This is a genomic window from Modestobacter sp. URMC 112, assembly GCF_053502575.1.
Window position 1 is genome coordinate 1,458,926 of sequence record NZ_CP199957.1, and the last position, 16,059, is coordinate 1,474,984.

13 protein-coding genes and 1 pseudogene are annotated in these 16,059 nt (G+C 73.8%); 7 read left to right on the forward strand and 7 right to left on the reverse strand.

Annotation, left to right across the window (positions count from 1 at the left end):
* Positions 1-20: 20 nt before the first annotated feature.
* Both ACWIX6_RS06965 and ACWIX6_RS06970 read left to right on the forward strand, forming a co-directional pair.
* Positions 21-782, forward strand: a complete 762-nt coding sequence (locus ACWIX6_RS06965) for an alpha/beta fold hydrolase (RefSeq protein WP_448616112.1) — start codon at positions 21-23, stop codon at positions 780-782.
* Positions 783-793: 11 nt separating this feature from the next.
* Positions 794-3,079: a SpoIIE family protein phosphatase gene (locus ACWIX6_RS06970; RefSeq protein ID WP_448616113.1), complete on the forward strand. Its 2,286-nt coding sequence runs from the start codon at positions 794-796 to the stop codon at positions 3,077-3,079.
* Positions 3,080-3,199: 120 nt separating this feature from the next.
* Here the strand turns inward: ACWIX6_RS06970 and ACWIX6_RS06975 are convergent, their stop codons facing one another.
* Positions 3,200-5,518, reverse strand: coding sequence for a HelD family protein (locus ACWIX6_RS06975; RefSeq protein WP_448616114.1), 2,319 nt, complete (start codon positions 5,516-5,518; stop codon positions 3,200-3,202).
* 124 nt (positions 5,519-5,642) lie between these two features.
* Between ACWIX6_RS06975 and ACWIX6_RS06980 the strand changes: the two genes are divergently transcribed.
* Together ACWIX6_RS06980 and ACWIX6_RS06985 are read left to right on the forward strand one after the other, a co-directional pair.
* Positions 5,643-6,374 carry an alanyl-tRNA editing protein gene (locus ACWIX6_RS06980; protein WP_448616115.1) on the forward strand — a complete coding sequence of 244 codons (732 nt, stop codon included), beginning with the start codon at positions 5,643-5,645 and terminating at the stop codon, positions 6,372-6,374.
* Positions 6,375-6,541: 167 nt separating this feature from the next.
* On the forward strand, positions 6,542-7,081 hold the full coding sequence (locus ACWIX6_RS06985) for an acyltransferase (protein WP_448616116.1): 540 nt from the start codon (positions 6,542-6,544) through the stop codon (positions 7,079-7,081).
* Between the two features lie 289 nt (positions 7,082-7,370).
* Here ACWIX6_RS06985 and ACWIX6_RS06990 read toward each other — a convergent pair.
* The 5 genes and pseudogenes from ACWIX6_RS06990 to ACWIX6_RS07010 form a co-directional block, all read right to left on the reverse strand.
* A pseudogene (locus tag ACWIX6_RS06990) lies at positions 7,371-8,566 on the reverse strand (IS30 family transposase).
* Between the two features lie 220 nt (positions 8,567-8,786).
* Positions 8,787-9,056, reverse strand: a complete 270-nt coding sequence (locus ACWIX6_RS06995) for a hypothetical protein (protein ID WP_448616117.1) — start codon at positions 9,054-9,056, stop codon at positions 8,787-8,789.
* A 201-nt stretch (positions 9,057-9,257) separates the two neighbouring features.
* Positions 9,258-10,292 carry a hypothetical protein gene (locus ACWIX6_RS07000; protein ID WP_448616118.1) on the reverse strand — a complete coding sequence of 345 codons (1,035 nt, stop codon included), beginning with the start codon at positions 10,290-10,292 and terminating at the stop codon, positions 9,258-9,260.
* 395 nt (positions 10,293-10,687) lie between these two features.
* Positions 10,688-10,939 carry a hypothetical protein gene (locus ACWIX6_RS07005; protein WP_448616119.1) on the reverse strand — a complete coding sequence of 84 codons (252 nt, stop codon included), beginning with the start codon at positions 10,937-10,939 and terminating at the stop codon, positions 10,688-10,690.
* A 104-nt stretch (positions 10,940-11,043) separates the two neighbouring features.
* On the reverse strand, positions 11,044-11,466 hold the full coding sequence (locus ACWIX6_RS07010) for a DUF1810 domain-containing protein (protein ID WP_448616120.1): 423 nt from the start codon (positions 11,464-11,466) through the stop codon (positions 11,044-11,046).
* 117 nt (positions 11,467-11,583) lie between these two features.
* On the opposite strand from ACWIX6_RS07010, the gene ACWIX6_RS07015 reads away from it, so the two are divergent.
* Together ACWIX6_RS07015 and ACWIX6_RS07020 are read left to right on the forward strand one after the other, a co-directional pair.
* A complete protein-coding gene (locus ACWIX6_RS07015) occupies positions 11,584-12,753 on the forward strand; it encodes an acyl-CoA dehydrogenase family protein (RefSeq protein ID WP_448616121.1) in 1,170 nt (389 codons plus the stop codon).
* A gap of 76 nt (positions 12,754-12,829) precedes the next feature.
* Positions 12,830-13,888 carry an acyl-CoA dehydrogenase family protein gene (locus tag ACWIX6_RS07020; RefSeq protein WP_448616122.1) on the forward strand — a complete coding sequence of 353 codons (1,059 nt, stop codon included), beginning with the start codon at positions 12,830-12,832 and terminating at the stop codon, positions 13,886-13,888.
* Positions 13,889-13,891: 3 nt separating this feature from the next.
* Here the strand turns inward: ACWIX6_RS07020 and lhgO are convergent, their stop codons facing one another.
* Positions 13,892-15,100 (reverse strand): L-2-hydroxyglutarate oxidase, encoded by a 1,209-nt coding sequence (lhgO, locus tag ACWIX6_RS07025; RefSeq protein ID WP_448616123.1) that lies wholly within the window; start codon positions 15,098-15,100, stop codon positions 13,892-13,894.
* 166 nt (positions 15,101-15,266) lie between these two features.
* Between lhgO and ACWIX6_RS07030 the strand changes: the two genes are divergently transcribed.
* Positions 15,267-16,055 carry an SDR family oxidoreductase gene (locus tag ACWIX6_RS07030; protein ID WP_448616124.1) on the forward strand — a complete coding sequence of 263 codons (789 nt, stop codon included), beginning with the start codon at positions 15,267-15,269 and terminating at the stop codon, positions 16,053-16,055.
* The last annotated feature ends 4 nt before the right edge of the window (positions 16,056-16,059 follow it).

Here is a 16,059-nt window from a genome sequence, read left to right on the forward strand (position 1 = left end):
GCACACGGAACGTGGTCCGTGTGAGCGGCGTGCCGGACGCCCGACCGATCGTCTTCGCCCACGGATACGGGTGCGACCAGGACATGTGGCGCTTCATGGTGCCGGACTTCCAGGTCGACCACCGGGTGGTCACCTTCGACCTGGTCGGGTTCGGGAACTCCGACTTCTCCGCCTACGACCCGGTCAAGTACAACTCGCTGCGCGGCTACGCCGGCGACGTCGTCGAGATCCTCGAGGAGCTGGACCTGACCGACGTGGTGTTCGTCGGCCACTCGGTGAGCGCGATGATCGGCCTGCTCGCCCACCAGCAGGCGCCGGAGCGGTTCGGCGCCATGGTCATGGTCGGGCCCAGCCCGCGGTACGTGGACTGCGAGGGCTACACCGGCGGGTTCACCCGCGAGGCCATGGCCGAGCTGCTGGACAGCCTGGACGCCAACCACCTCGCCTGGTCGGCTGCGATGGCCCCGGCGATCATGGGGAACCCCGACCGGCCGGAGCTCGCCGCGGAGCTGACCAGCAGCTTCTGCCGCAGTCACCCGGACGCCGCCCGCCAGTTCGCCCGGGTGGCCTTCCTGTCCGACAACCGGGCGGACCTGCCCTCGCTGCGGCTGCCCACGCTGGTGCTGCAGTGCTCCGAGGACGTCATCGCCCCCGAGGTCGTCGGCCGCTACGTCCACGAGCACGTGCCCGGCAGCGTCTTCCACCAGCTCGCCGCTACCGGACACTGTCCGAACCTCAGCGCGCCGGACGAGACGACCGCCGCCATCCGGTCGTTCCTCTGAGCCGGCCGGCCATGGCTGCCGAACGCAGGCGCAGCGAGGCGGTCCGGGCGCAGCTGGAGCAGCTGCTGGAGGACGACCCGGCCGAGCTGTACGAGAACGCCCCGTGCGGGTACCTGTCCACACTGCCCGACGGCACGATCATCAAGGTCAACCGCACGCTCTGCGCCTGGACCGGGCTGGCGCCCGAGCAGCTGCTGCGCACCCGGCTGCGCGACCTGCTGAGCGTGGGCGGGCAGGTCTTCCACGACACCCACCTCACCCCGATGCTGCGCATGCAGGGCGCCGTGCGGGAGATCGCCCTGGACATGGTCCGGGTGGACGGCACGCTGCTGCCGTGCCTGGTCAACGCGGTCGAGGTGCGCAACCCCGACGGCACCCCGCTGATGGTGCGGGCGACGGTGTTCGAGGCGACCGCCCGCCGCCGCTACGAGCGTGAGCTGCTGGCCGCTCACCGGCTCGCCGAGGAGTCCCGCGGGCGGGCCCGGACGCTGCAGCAGGTGGTCGTCGAGCTGGCTGGGGCCACCACGGTCGCTGACGTGGCGTCCGTCGTCGTGGACCGGGCGAGGCAGGCGATGTCGGCCCGGGGCGCCGCCTTGTGGCTGGTCACCGCGGAACCGGAACCGCTGCCGGCGGTGTCGCTGGGCGGGCCGCCGCGGGAGGCCGGGCCGGCCCTGGTGGTGGCCCGGAGCGAGGGGCTGCCACCCGGCCTGCTGGACCAGCTCGCCACGGCCGCGGACGGCCGGGTGGCCCTGGAGCTGGCCGAGGGGCTGCGGGTGCTCCCTGCGGGGGAGCGGATGCGGGAGCAGCGGCCGGAGCTGCAGGCCGTGATGGAGGAGGCCGGGCTCACCGGTCTGGTCGTGGTGCCGGTCGCCGCCGACAGCCGCCGGCTCGGCGTCCTGGTCCTCGGGCTCGGCCAGGACCCGGACGAGCTGATCTCGCTGGCCGACCCGGTGGACGGCGGGCTGCCGGCCGGCGACCAGGAGCTGCTGGAGACGCTGGGCCGCCAGGCCGGCCAGGCGCTGGAGCGGGCGCGGCTGCGGGAGGAGACCGCCCGGCAGGCCGACCGCTCGGCGTTCCTGCTGCACGCCGCCCGCCTGATGGCCGGCGCCGCCGGCGTGCTGGAGACCGTGGAGCGGCTCGCCGAGCTCGCCGTCCCGCAGCTGGCCGACCTGTGCCTGCTGGACCTGATCACCGAGCACGGCGCGCGGCGGGCGGCCGCCCGGCACGGCGACCCGGCCCGCCAGCACCTGGTCGACGAGCTGCGCCAGTGGGCCCCGCCGGTCCGCGACCTGCCGCACCCGGCGCAGCGCGCGCTGGCCGAGCGCCGGACCCAGTGGTTCCCGGCGGTCGACGACGCCTGGCTCGCCGACGTGGTCCGCGACCCGGCCGAGCTGGCGGCGGTCTGCGCCCTGGAGCTCAGCAGCATCATCAGCGTGCCGCTGGTGGCCGAGGGACGGACGCTCGGCGTGCTCACGCTGAGCGCCGACCGCCGCCGCGGCCGGTTCACCCGGGCCGACGTCGAGGTCGCCGAGCAGCTGGCCACCCAGGTCGCGCTGGTCCTGGCCAAGGCGCAGCGGTACGAGTTCGAGGTGCGGACGTCGCACACCCTGCAGGCCACCCTGCTGCCGCCGGAGCCCCCGGAGGTGCCCGGGGTGACGGTGGCCGTGCGCTACCTGGCGGCCAACCGGGGCGCGGAGATCGGCGGGGACTTCTACGACGTGGCGCCGCTGCCGGGCGGGCACGTGGCGATCGCCGTCGGGGACGTGGTCGGCCACGACATCACCGCCGCGGCCACCATGGGCCAGCTGCGCAGCGTCTACCGCTCGCTGCTGGTCGAGTCGCCGTCACCGTCGGCGGTCATCGACCGGCTGCAGGCCAGCTGGCCGCTGCTGGGACTGCGGCGGATGGCCACCGCGCTGTTCGCCACGCTCGACCTGCCGTCCGGGGTGCTGCACGTCGCCTCGGCCGGGCACCCGCCGCCGCTGCTGGTCGCCGACGGGGACGCGGAGTACCTGCCGGTCCGCCCGGCCCGGATGCTCGGCGCCCCGCCGGGGCCGGCGCTGCAGTGGACCGGCGTGCTGCCGCCCGGGGCGACGCTGGTGCTGTTCACCGACGGGCTGGTGGAGAGCCGGTGGAGCGACATCGACGCCGGGCTCGCCCGGCTGCGCGCCGCCGCCGTCCGGACGGAGACCAGCGACCCCGACGAGCTGTGCGACCGGCTGCTCGCCGACCTGGCCGGCACCCACCGTGAGGACGACATCGCCCTGCTCGCCCTCACCCGGGACGGCTGCTGCTGAAGGACCCCGCTGCCCCCTGGCCCGCTCCAGGGGCCCGGCCCGAGCTTGCGAGGGTCGGGGAGGAGCGGGTCCTCCTACTCGCGGCGGGCCCCTGCAGCGGGGCCGGGCGAGGGGAGTGGGTCAGGGGCGGCCGAGCCGGGCGAGCTCGGCCGGCAGCGGGCCGGGGGAGAGGACGCCGAGGCGCTGGGTGGCCCGGGTGAGGGCGACGTAGAGGTCGCTGTGCCCGCGCACCCCCTCGTCCAGCACGCCCTGCGGGTCGACCAGCAGCACGGAGTCGAACTCCAGCCCCTTGGCCTGACCGGGGAAGAGGACGACGGGGCCGGCCGAGGAGTCGGCGTCCGGGCCGGCGGAGACCCGCGGCAGCGTCTCCTGCAGGGCGGCGAAGAGGCCGGCGACCCGGCTGGGCGGGGCGAGCACCGCCACCGTGCCACCCTGCGCGGCCAGCTCGGCCGCGGCGGCCGCCGCCCGGGCGGGGAGCGCCTCGGCCGGGACCTCCTCGGCCCACGGCGGGACGCCCGAGCTGCGCACCGACCGCGGCGCGCTCGTCATGGAGCCGCTCGCGGCCAGCACGTCGGCGGCCACGGCCATGATCTCGGTCGGCGTCCGGTAGTTGACGGTCAGCTCGGCCAGCCGCCACTGCCCCTCGGCGTGCGGCTTGAGCACGTCGGCCCAGCTGTCCGCGCCGGCCGCGCTGCCGGTCTGGGCCAGGTCACCGACGACGGTCATCGACCGGGTCGGGCACTTGCGGACCAGCAGCCGCCAGGCCATGGCCGAGAGCTCCTGGGCCTCGTCCACGACCACGTGGCCGAAGGTCCAGGTCCGGTCCACAGCGGCGCGCTCGGCGGCCGTCCGGTGGACGTGCTCCTCGTCGCGCTCGGCCAGGCCCTCGGCGTCCAGCAGGTCCCCGGCGGTGAGCTCCTCGCCCTCCTCGTCGTCCTCCAGGTCGGTGGAGCGCGACCCGTGCAGCAGGTCGAGGGTCTCCTGGGCGTGGGCGCGGGCCCGTCGCCGGCGCTGCTCGTCCCGGGCGCGCTCGGCGGAGTCGTCGGTGCCCAGCAGCTCGTCGACCTCCTCCAGCAGCGGGACGTCGGCCGGCGTCCAGTCCTCCGTCGGCGCGCGGTGCAGCAGGGCGCGGTCGGCGTCGTCCCAGCCGGGGGTGGCCGCGGCGATGCGGTCCGGGTCGGCGAACAGCTCGGTGAGCACCCGCTCGGGGGTGAGGTGCGGCCACAGCTCGTCGACCAGGGCCCGGACGGCGGGCTCGCCGCGGACCTCCCGGCGGATGGCGGCGAGGTCCCCGGCGTCCAGCAGGCCCGTGCCGCCCCGCACGTCGGCGCCCAGCCGGTCCGCGTAGCGCTGCGCGACCAGGTCGACGACGGTGCGGGCGAAGGCCGGGCGGCCGAGGTTGTGCAGCCGGGAGGCGCGGCGCCCGGCGGTGCGGGCGCGGGACAGGTCGGCCGGGCGGAGCTTGACCGGGACGCCGTCCAGGACGACCTCGCGGACGCCGCGCGGCAGGGTCTGCCGCTGCTTCACCGCGGCGGCGAGCACGTCGACCATCGCCAGCCGGCCCTTGACCTCGGCGACCTCGGGGCGCTCGTCGGCGCGGGCGTCGATGCCGGGGCGCAGCTGGCCGAGGCCGGACAGCAGCACGCCGGTCTCGCCGAGGGCGGGCAGCACGTCGGCGATGTAGCGCAGGAAGGTCGGGGTGGGGCCGACGACCAGCAGGCCGCTGCGGGCCAGCCGGTCGCGGTGGGTGTAGAGCAGGTAGGCGGCGCGGTGCAGGGCGACGGCGGTCTTTCCGGTGCCGGGCCCGCCCTGGACGACGAGGACCCCGCGGGCGTCGCTGCGGATGATCCGGTCCTGCTCGGCCTGGATGGTCCGGACGATGTCGGTCATCCGCCCGGTGCGGTCGGCGGTGAGCGCGCGCAGCAGCGCGGCCTCGCCGGTGAGCGCGGCCGGGTCGGCCTCCTCGCCCTCGGCCAGGACGAGGACCTCGTCGTCGATGTCGGTGACCCGGCGGCCCAGGGTGCGGATGTGCCGGCGGCGAGCGACGCCGTCAGGGGAGAAGGCGGTGGCGGTGTAGAACGGCCGGGCCGCCGGGGCGCGCCAGTCGACCAGCGCCGGGTCGCCGTCCGGCTCGTCGGCGGCCAGGCCGGTGCGGCCGATGTACAGCGGCTGGGCGACCTCGGTGCGGTCCAGCCGGCCGATCACCAGACCGGGCTCGGCGGCGTCGAGCATGGTGATCCGCTGGGCCTGGAAGTCGGCCGCGGCCTCCCGCTCGCCGAGCGCCTGCGGGTTGCCGGCGACCGGTCCGGAGATGGCCTGCTGCATGCGGGTCACCGCCCGGGCGCGGGCCGTGTCCAGCCGCTGGTAGAGGCCGGTGACGTGCTCCTGCTCGGCGGCCAGGTCGGGATGGGGTGCGGTGTCGCGGGACGAGCTCGACAACGGGGTGCTGCTCCTCGGGAGGGTGCGGCGGGCTGCGCACGCGCGTGGCCCGTGGCGACTGGCAACCGTACGTGGGCCGCGCCTTCTTCCCGTCGCCCGGCGTCGGGTCGGGCACGATGCACCCGTGGAGACGGCGCACGGACACACCCACCGGCTGGACCTCGTGGACGCCACGGTGCGGGAGTGGGACGCCACCGTGCTGTCGGCCGACCCGGAGACGGGGATCGTGCTGGACCGGTCGGCGTTCTACCCCGGCGGCGGCGGGCAGCCGCCGGACGAGGGGGTGCTGCTGTGGGGTGGGGTCCGCACCCGCATCGCCGGCACCCGGCGCGGCGACGAGCTGTACCTGCTCCCGGTGGAGGGGGACCCCCTGCCGCCGGTGGGGACGGCGGTGCGCGGAGCGCTGGACGACGAGCGCCGGACCGCGTTGATGCGCACCCACTCGGGGCTGCACGTGCTCACCGGGGTGGTGTTCCGCGACTTCGGGGCGCTGGTGACCGGCGGCAACATGGAGCCGCTGACCGCCCGGATGGACTTCGACCTGGCCGAGGTCCCGCCGGACTTCAAGGACAGGGTCGCCGAGTCGGTCAACGCCGAGCTGGCCGCCGACCGGCCGATCGAGGTGAAGGTGCTGCCGCGGGAGGAGGCCTTCGCCATCCCGGACATCATCCGGACGGCGACCAACCTGCTCCCCGACGACCTCGAGGAGGTGCGGATCGTGGACATCGTCGGGCTGGACACCCAGGCCGACGGCGGCACGCACGTGGCGTCCACGTCGATGGTCGGCCGGGTGGAGGTCGTCAAGATGGAGAACAAGGGCCGTGGCTTCCGGCGGCTCCGGGTCCGGATCGTCTGATCGGCGCTGCGTCGGCGACGACCCTCAACTGCCCGCTGACCTGGGCCTTCGTGTTGTGGCGGCCGCCGGTTCGCGCTGAGTACACCTGAGCCGCGACTCCCGACGTCCGCCCCGAACGGCCCATTCAGGGGCAGTGCCGCGTGCCGGGTTCTGGCAAGCTCACCGCCATGATCGGAAGGCTGCGGCGCGCACTTCGGATCGCACTCTTCCGACGGCTCCATCCCCGCGTCCAGCTGGGGCCTGGCGTGACGATCGCCGGTCGGCTGACGGTGGGGGGTCCCGGGCGAGTGGTGATCGGAGCGGGCTGCAACCTCGAGAGCAAGAGCGCGCAGCCGAACCGGCTCAACACGCTCGCCCGCGACGCCGTCATCGAGATCGGCCCGGACTCCTACCTCAACGGAATCCACATAGCAGCCCGGGAGTCCGTGGTCATCGGCGCCCGGGCCACGCTCGGCGCCGGCGCCATCTTCGACACCGACTTCCACGGCACAGCCCCCAGCGAACGGCACACCTCCTCACCGACCCGGCCGGTGCGTCTGGGCGATGACGTGTGGCTGGCGGAAAGGGCGGCGGTGCTCAAGGGCGTCACCGTAGGAGACGCTGCGGTCCTCGGGTACGGCGCCGTCGTGACCCGGGACGTGGATGCCGGCGCGATAGTCGCCGGGGCGGGCGTTCGGGTGGTGGGCAACGTCTTCGACGGCAAGTGATCGCGGTGCTGCGCCGCTGGCGCACGGCCGCGAAACTGCGCCGCGGTCAGTACTGAGGAGTGGAGTCGGGCCGAACAAGGGTGCTGCCGGCAATCCCCTCGTACGTCACCGGTGGCCGATCGACCTGTGGCCACGCATGCGTGAGCGGCGAAGTCGGCTTCGGTCTGCTGCGGAAGACACCGCACGGCCAGGACGCTGACCGGCATGTCACTCAACTCCTTGTGCGCGTGCCGCACCGGGCGGTACTGGCTGCCTCGAGCTGCCTCCGGTCCCTCAGCGGCCGGCGGTTTCATGCAGTCGTCGCAACGACTGGCTTTTCGGGGTCGGACAGTAGCCGCTGCATGGCTTCGGCGGGGGTGATGAATCCGAGGGTCTGGCGGGGTCTGCCGTTGAGTTCGGCGGCGACGGCGTCGAGGTGCTCAGCGCTGTGGACCGAGAGGTCGGTGCTCTTGGGGAAGAACTGGCGCAGCAGTCCGTTGGTGTTCTCGTTGCTGCCGCGCTGCCAGGGCGAGTGCGGATCGCAGAAGTAGACCGCCATGTCGGTGGCCAGCGTGATGGCCTGGTGCTGGGCCAGCTCGGTGCCCTGATCCCAGGTCAGCGAGCGGCGCAGCTGCTCGGGCAGGGTCGTGATCGTCGCGACCAGCCGGTCGCGGACGGTCTGGGCGCCGTGCCCGTCGGGCAGGTGCACCAGCAGGCAGAAGCGGGTCTGGCGTTCGACCAGAGTGCCGATCGCCGGCCGGCAGCCGGTGCCCAGAATCAGGTCGCCTTTCCAATGGCCGGCACCGCCCGGTCGGCGGCTTCGGCCGGCCGTTCGCTGATCGAGACCATGCCGGAGATCTTGGCCGTGGTCGCGCCGGAGAACCCGTGGGGCCGGCGCCAGGCCCGACCGGTGCGCAGATGCCGGTGCAACTCGGTGCGCAGCTGGCCGCGGCCCTGCACGAACAACGCCTGGTAGATGGTCTCGTGGCTCACCCGCATCGCCGCCTCGTTGCCATGCTCGCCGGCCAGGTGGGCACTGATCTGGGCCGGGCTCCACTTCCGGCACAGCTTGTCCTGCACCGCCAGCGCCAGCCGTGCGTCTTCCAGTTTGAACGGCTTGGGCCGCCGCGCCCGCAGCCCGGCGCGCTTGTGCGCCGCGTACGGGGCTTACCTGGCCCGCCCGGCCGCCGGGACGGGCCCGTTGCGCCGTATTTCACGACTGATGGTCGACGGCGCGCGGCCGAGCTGAGTCGCGATCGCGCGCATCGACGCGCCGGCCAGATGCAGGTCGGCGATCTGCAGCCGCTCTTCCAGCGACAGATACCGCGTCGACACCACCCGCGGTGCCGACGGCGGCCGACCGCCCGATTCGCGTCGCCAGCGGTATCCCTGCCGCCGATCCACGCCGACAGCCTCGCAAGCCTGCGAAGAGGACGTTCCCGCCGTCACCAGCTCCCAGAACCGCTGCTGCCGCTCATCCCGCACGCGCCGCCATTCTGAAACCACCACAACACCTCGCGCTACAAGGGGGGTGTTGCGACGACCGCCTGAACGCGCCGCCCACTCTGGGACACCTGGACCAGAGGCACCTGGCGGCCGGCGCCAGGAGCTCGCTCGGCGCGAGCTCGAGGCCATAGTCCGACCGCAGGTGAGCGGGAGTGGGCCGGCTGCTTGCCGCGGAACCGTGCACAGGGTCCGATCCCGCGACGACTACCGTGCGCGATCCTCAGCTGCCCGACCGACTTCGGCCCTTAGCGACCGCATCCAGTCGCTCGGCGTCCGCCTCGGTCTCGGCGGCGTCGTCAATCGTCCACCTCGGCGCCCCCTGCCGGTAGCGGGCGTCGTAGTCCGCGTTGGCGCGATCGACACTCGCCTTGCTGTCCAGGACGAGGTGCCAGTCCCCGTCAGGCATGCGGGCCCACAGGTCGTTGACGAACTGCACGTAGCCGTCGTCGTCGTCGGCTTCGACGTATAGGCGAACAAGCCTTCGAGACATGTGCCGACGGTAGGGCTAGTGGTCGGCGACCGCACCGGCGTCTCCTCGCGATCGCCCGTCGGCCGGACCCCGTCCTTGAGCGGCCCACCGTGGGACACCTTGGCCACACCCGATGGGGGGGCGTGGCGGACACGGGCGGTCGGCAGTCGGCACACCATCGAGCGCGCCGCGTCTGACGCCCGGGCCGACAGGCGGGCTCGCTCAGACCGTGTCGACTGCCGCCACCGACCAGGAAACCGGCACATGGCCCTGGGCTGCCGCGACCATGTCAGCCAGGTAGCGCTCCGTCTTCGTCCCACCCAGGCGCGGCATGACCCAGGAGCCTTGCTCGTCGCTGATGGCGAGGTCGAACCAATAGCCGGTGCCGCGATCGGGAAACTGGCGCTCGAACGCGGCCTGAACGGACTCGCCGTCAAGGGGCTGGACGGCGTGCCAGCGCTTCGGCGCGGTGGCGCCCTGGATCGCCGCCCGCGGCAGGCCGCTACCGGACAGGCCGACGACCATAGTCTTGATCGCGGTTTGCTTACTGAGCCCGGCGGAGGTCGTCCCGCCGACCGTGACGTCGTACTTTGTGTAGTCCCTGCCGTCCAGCGCGGCCGCCTTCTCGGTCTCCTTGCGACGCTGCTGGATCTGGAAGTCCACGGCCTCGGGGAGCGGGATGATCTGCTGGACGTCGATTAGCTTCTCCGCCCCCAGCTGGTAGGGCACCAGCCGGACGCAGGCGATGTCGAGCGCGTACTGCTGGGTCAGCCAGAGCACGGTGCTGGTGATCTCGGTGCTGAAGTCCGCCGAGGCGAGGATGATGCGGACCCGGTCGGCCAGCTGTCGGTCCTCATCCGGCTCGCTAGCGGTCCACCGCTCCAGGGTCTCTCGGGCCACGTCGGCGTCCACCTCGTGCTGCTCGGCATAGACGGCGACCAGTTGCTCCCAGGTCATCGTGGACACCATCGCGGCGTAGCGCAGCGCCTGCAGGTCCATGTGGCCGCCGTCGGCAGTCCGCTTCAGCTCGATGACGACAAGCTGTCCGGACTTGTCGATCGCCAGCAGATCGATGCGGCGCTGCGAGCCGTCGAACGCGCCGTACTCCTCCGCGACGAACAGGAGGTCATCTCCGAGGACGTCAAGCCTCTGCCGGAGCAGGCGCTGGAGATCCTGCCGCTCCTTTATCTCCGCCATCGCGAAGGTCGTCTTCACGACCGGTTCGAGCGCCTCGCCGGCGACACGGAACAGCACCATGCCCTGATCGTGCCGTACGGTCCCCGGGCCTCCGAACGGGACGGCGGGCCCGGTGGCGGCGAAGACCAAAGCTCCGCCTTGTGCTCGTTGCCGTGAAGCCTCGCGTTTCACGCGCTGCTGGGTCCGTCGTGACGCCCCCCGTCGTGTCGCAGCGTCGACAAACTAGTACGTACAGGGACACGTCGCTCCTATAGACGCGGTCGCGACTGGCGCCAGGGCGTTTGGAGCTGCGTGACCGACGTGGTGCCGACGCCCTGAGCGGCCCACTTTGGGATACCCGCGCAGTCGTTCAGTCAGCGCGGCTCACGTCGGTGCACCGGGTCGGAGTAACGCCCGGCGCTCAGTTCTCGAACGGTGGACGTACGCCGCAACTCTTCAAACGCGGCTTCATCTCGTCACTCTGTTCCTTCACCAAATTCTCGCCAGAAGACGCGACCTGGCTCTGCAGCGGCGACGGCGAAACGGGGATCGCTTCCCTTCACCGTGCCCGCCTTCTTCCAGTCGGGCAGGCGCATCCGGAGGACAGTCTCTCGCCAGTCATGCCGTGTGTTGGCGGCCACGAGGTACTCAAGGTCGTGCAGCGAGACCCGGTCACGGCCGGACCAGTACCAGGCTGAAAGCCTTTCGGTGGCCTCTCGCTTCGCCATGGAGTCAGGGTAGGGGCGCTTCCGTGCCCGTGTCCGAGAAATCCGGTGTCCCTAAGGCCGCCTTCAGGGCGGAAGCCGTCGGGCGCGGCGGGGGGCAGGTGGCGTCACAGCCGGCTGGTCGTCGCCTCGTCGGGGGAGCCGCCGAAGTACTGGTCGAGCACCCGGACGAACACCGGTTCGTCGGGCGCCGCAGCGGCGAACAGCGTCATCGACGAGCGCAGCTTCTGGGCGTCCACCGGGCCGAACACCGACACCGGGTCGGCGGCGTCCAGCCCGGTCAGCGCGGCGGCGCACTCCCGCAGCCGCGGGCCGAGCACCGGGTGGGCCAGGTACGCCCGCGCCTCGTCCAGCCCGGAGACGGCGTAGTACTGCGCTGTCCCGCTCCGGCCCAGCCCGGCGACCTGCGGGAAGACGAACCACATCCAGTGGCTGCGCTTGCGCCCGGCGCGCAGCTCGCGCAGCGCCTGCTCGTACGTGCCGCCGCGGTCCTGCGCCTCGACGAACCGCTGCAGCCCGAACCCGTCCACCGCCCGCACGCTCGTCGCCGGCGCACCCGTCGGCAACCCGGGACGCCGGCGACCTGTACAACCGACGCAGGACACCACATCGACGTGGGGAGCACCTGCACACATGAGCAGCGACACATGAGCGGCAACCCGCTGGCCCTCGCCCCGGCGCCGCGGTCGGAGGCCGCCGAGCGGGTGCGCGGAGAGGTGCGGGAGTTCCTCGCCGCCGAGCTCGAGGCCGGCACCTTCAGCACGCACGTCGACACCTGGCTGTCCGGCGTCGACCCCGACTTCTCCCGCAAGCTCGGCGAGCGCGGCTGGCTGGGGATGACCTGGCCGAAGGAGTACGGCGGGCACGAGCGGACGGCGATGGAGCGCTACGCCGTCACCGAGGAACTGCTCGCCGCCGGTGCCCCGGTCGCCGCGCACTGGATCGCCGACCGGCAGTCGGGCCCGAACCTGCTCCGCTACGGCACCGAGGCCCAGCGCCGCGACATCCTGCCCCGCATCGCGGCGGGGGAGTGCTACTTCGTCATCGGCATGAGCGAGCCGGACAGCGGCTCGGACCTGGCGTCCATCCGCACGCGCGCGGCACGCAACGGGGACGGCGACTGGGTGGTCAACGGCGCCAAGGTGTGGACGTCGAACGCCCACCACTCGCACTACGGCATCGTCCTGGTCCGCACCGCCCCGCCCGGCGAGGGCCCGCGCGGCAAGCACCAGGGGCTCACCCAGCTGCTCGTCGACCTGTCCCTGCCGGGCATCACGGTCAACCCGATCCGGATCCTGGACGGCGGCCACCACTTCAACGAGGTGGTCTTCGACGACGCCGTCGTCCCCGGCGACATGCTGCTGGGCGAGGAGGGCGCCGGCTGGCACCAGGTGACCGCAGAACTGGCGTTCGAGCGGTCCGGCCCGGAGCGCTTCCTGTCGACCTACCCGCTGATCGCCGAGTTCGGCCGCCGGGTGGCCGACACCCGCGACCCCGCCGGGCTGGCCGCGCTGGGCCGGCTGTCCGCCCGGCTGCTGGCGCTGCGGCAGATGTCGCTGCGGATCGCCGCGGCGCTGGACCGTGGGGAGCTGCCCGACATCCCGGCGGCGCTGGTGAAGGACGTCGGGACGACCTTCGAGGCCGACGTCATCGAGGAGGTGCGCCGGGCCGTCGACGTCCCGGCCTCCCTGGACTCCCCGGACCCGCTGGGCCGGGCGCTGGCCGAGGCGCAGCTGCACCAGCCGGGCTTCACGCTGCGCGGCGGCACCAACGAGATCCTGCGGGGGATCGTGGCGAGGGGACTGGGGCTGCGATGACGACAGCGAGCGAGCATCGCAGGGAGCGCCAGCGACCGAGGAGCGGAACGAGCGCGGAGTCGAGCGGGGAGCACCGATGAGCGACACCGACCTGGTGGTCGAGACCGTCCGGGACATCCTGGCCGGGCACGAGCCGTTCGTCCTCACCGACGACCGGCCGTGGGACGCCGGCCTGTGGTCCGCGCTGGCCGAGGCCGGGCTGACCGGCGTCGGCTTCCCCGAGGAGGCCGGCGGATCCGGCGGCGAGCTCGCCGACGCCGTCGCGATCGTGTCGACCCTGGCCCGCGGGGCGGGCGCGGTGCCGGTCGCCGAGCAGCTGCTGGTGGCCGGTCCGGCGGTGCTGGCCGCCGGGCTCACGCTGCCGCCGGTCGACGAGCCGCTGACCGTCGCGGTGGACGGCGCGGTCACCGCGGCGGCCTCCGACGACGGCGACGGTCCCGGGCGCTGGACGCTGACCGGGACAGCGACCGACGTGCCCTGGGCCGGCGTCGCGCAGCACCTGCTGGTGCTGGCCGACAGCGCGGTCGGCCCGGTGATGGCGCTGGTGCACGTGGCCGGCCGGGAGGCCACCCGCGCGGCGAACCTGGCCGGTGAGCCGCGCGGCTCGCTGGTCTTCGACGGGGTCGCCGCCACCGGCTCGCTGCTGACCGGTCCGCAGGCCGAGCAGCTGCGGGCCCGCTGCGCGCTGGCCCGCGCGGTGCAGCTGTCCGCGGCGCTGGACCAGGTGCTGGCCTGGACGGTGCAGTACGCCGGGGAACGGCACCAGTTCGGCCGCCCGCTGGGGAAGTTCCAGGCGATCCAGATGGAGCTCGCCGAGATGGCCGGCGAGGTCACCGCGGTGACCGCCCTGGTCGACGCGGCGGTGCAGGCGGTGGACCGCGGGGAGTCCCTGGTGCTGGCCGCCGCCGCGGCCAAGGTGCGCGCCGGGGCGGCGGTCGAGGTGGTCGCCCGGCTGGCCCACCAGGTGCACGGGGCGATCGGGTTCACCCAGGAGCACAAGCTGCACCACCTGACCAGGCGCTGCTGGTCCTGGCGGGACGAGGGCGGCACCGAGCTCACCTGGTCGCGGGTGCTCAGCGAGGGCCTGCTCGCCGATCCCGACGGGCTCTGGCCGGCGCTGACCCGGACCCTCTGAGGGTCAGGCCGTGGGGCGGTCGAGCAGGGCGTCCACGACGTGCTCGGCGATCGCCAGGGAGGACGTGGCGGCCGGCGACGGGGCGTTGCGGACGGCGACGACGCTGCCCGTGCGGGTGATCCGGAAGTCGTCGACCAGGCTGCCGTCGCGGTCCACCGCCTGGGCGCGGATCCCGGCGGCCGCGGGCACCAGGTCCGCCGCGGTCAGCTCGGGGACGTAGCGCTGCGCCGCGCCGGTGAAGACCCGCTTGCTCAGCGACCCGCGCATCTCCCCGAGCCCGGTCCGCCAGTGCCGGGCGGCGAACCGGCGGAACCCGGCGTAGCGCACGATCTCGGCCAGTTCCCGCGGTGAGACGTCGTGCCGCCGGTAGCCCTCCCGGGCCAGCGCCAGGACGGCGTTCGGCCCGACCAGCACCTCGCCGTCGAACCGCGGCGTCAGGTGGACCCCCAGGAACGGGTACCGCGGGTCGGGCACCGGGTAGACCAGGCCGTTGACCAGCGAGCGCTTCTCCGGGACCAGCGCGAAGTACTCGCCGCGGAACGGCACGATCCGCGGCACGTGCGCGTCACCGGCCAGCTCGGCGAGCCGGTCGACCTGCAGGCCGGCGCAGAGCACCACCCGGTCGACGACGACCTCCTCGCCGGTCCCGCCGCGGACCACCACCTCCCCGCCCGTGTGGTCCAGGGCGGTGACGGGGAACCCGGTGCGGACGGTGGCGCCGGCGGCCTCGGCGTCCGCGGCCAGCCGCCGGGTGATCCCGACGTAGTCGACGATCGCGGTGGTCGGGGAGTGCAGCCCGGCAACGCCGGTGACGTGCGGCTCCAGCTCGCGCAGCTGCTCCCGGTCGACGAGCCGGATGCCGGGCACGCCGTTGGCGCGGGCGCGCCCTGCGATGTCGTCCAGCCGCCGCCGCTCCTCGTCGTCCAGCGCGACGAGGACCTTGCCGATCTCGGCGTACCCCAGCCCCTTGTCCGCGCAGTACTCCTGCAGCAGGCCGACGCCGCGCCGGCACAGCCGCGCCTTGAGGGAGCCGGGCTGGTAGTACAGGCCGGCGTGCACCACCCCGCTGTTGCGGCCGGTCTGGTGCGCGGCCAGCCGGTCCTCCTTCTCCAGCAGGGTGACCTCGGCGTCCGGGCGCAGCTCCAGGAGCCGGCGGGCGACCGCCGTCCCGATGATGCCGCCGCCCACCACGGCGTAGCGCGAGACGGTCATCGCCCTCCCGTCGGCAGCTGACCCGGACCGCCGGAGGTCCTCCGAGCGTCCCCGCGGCGGGCACTACGGTCTCACGCGTGACCGCGCGTCCACCCGGCCCCGGTCATCGTCGAGACGGTGCTCGATCGCGGGCCGCCGCGACCTCACGCCCGGTGGAGTGATCACGATGGACCTGGAACTGACCGGCAGGGTCGCCCTCGTCACCGCGGCGAGCAAGGGGCTGGGCCGTGCCTCGGCCACCCAGCTGGCCGCCGAGGGCGCCTCGGTGATGATCTCCAGCCGCGGCGAGGAGCAGCTCGCCCGGACGGCGGCCGAGATCGCCGAGGCCACCGGCGCCCGCGTCGAGCACTGCGCCGCCGACGTCTCCGACGCCGCCGACGTCACCCGGCTGCTGCAGGAGACCGAGCGGCGGCTGGGCGGGGTCGACGTGCTGGTCAACAACGCCGGCGGGCCACCGCCCGGCGGCTTCGACGCCCTCGACGACGACGCCTGGGAGCTGGCGCACCAGCTGAACCTGATGAGCGGCGTCCGGCTGGTCCGCGGGGTGCTGCCGCACATGCGCCGGCAGGGCTGGGGCCGGATCGTCACCATCGCGTCGTCGTCGATCAAGCAGCCGATCGAGAACCTGCTGCTGTCCAACACCTACCGGGTCGCGGTCCTGGGGCTCGCCAAGAGCCTGGCGGTGGAGTTCGCGCCGGACGGCGTCCTGGTCAACACCGTCGGCCCCGGCCGCATCGCCACCGACCGGGTCGCCGGCCTGGACGCCGGCCGGGCGGAGAAGGCGGGCCTCTCGGTCGAGGAGGTCCGGGCGCAGGCGGAGAAGACCATCCCGCTGGGCCGGTACGGGACCGCCGAGGAGTTCGGGAAGGTGGTCGCCTTCCTCGCCTCGGGCGCCAACACCTACACCACCGGTCAGCACTTCCTCGTCGACGGCGGCATGGTCCGGTCCATCTGAGGGC

Excerpts from the sequence above, each read along its gene's own strand:
- ACWIX6_RS06995 (WP_448616117.1), bottom strand. The coding sequence starts at position 9,056 with ATGTCTCGAAGGCTTGTTCGCCTATACGTCGAAGCCGACGACGACGAC.
- ACWIX6_RS07015 (WP_448616121.1), top strand. The coding sequence starts at position 11,584 with ATGAGCGGCAACCCGCTGGCCCTCGCCCCGGCGCCGCGGTCGGAGGCC.
- ACWIX6_RS06970 (WP_448616113.1), top strand. The coding sequence starts at position 794 with ATGGCTGCCGAACGCAGGCGCAGCGAGGCGGTCCGGGCGCAGCTGGAG.
- ACWIX6_RS07005 (WP_448616119.1), bottom strand. The coding sequence starts at position 10,939 with ATGGCGAAGCGAGAGGCCACCGAAAGGCTTTCAGCCTGGTACTGGTCC.
- ACWIX6_RS07030 (WP_448616124.1), top strand. The coding sequence starts at position 15,267 with ATGGACCTGGAACTGACCGGCAGGGTCGCCCTCGTCACCGCGGCGAGC.
- ACWIX6_RS07020 (WP_448616122.1), top strand. The coding sequence starts at position 12,830 with ATGAGCGACACCGACCTGGTGGTCGAGACCGTCCGGGACATCCTGGCC.
- lhgO (WP_448616123.1), bottom strand. The coding sequence starts at position 15,100 with ATGACCGTCTCGCGCTACGCCGTGGTGGGCGGCGGCATCATCGGGACG.
- ACWIX6_RS07000 (WP_448616118.1), bottom strand. The coding sequence starts at position 10,292 with ATGGTGCTGTTCCGTGTCGCCGGCGAGGCGCTCGAACCGGTCGTGAAG.
- ACWIX6_RS06985 (WP_448616116.1), top strand. The coding sequence starts at position 6,542 with ATGATCGGAAGGCTGCGGCGCGCACTTCGGATCGCACTCTTCCGACGG.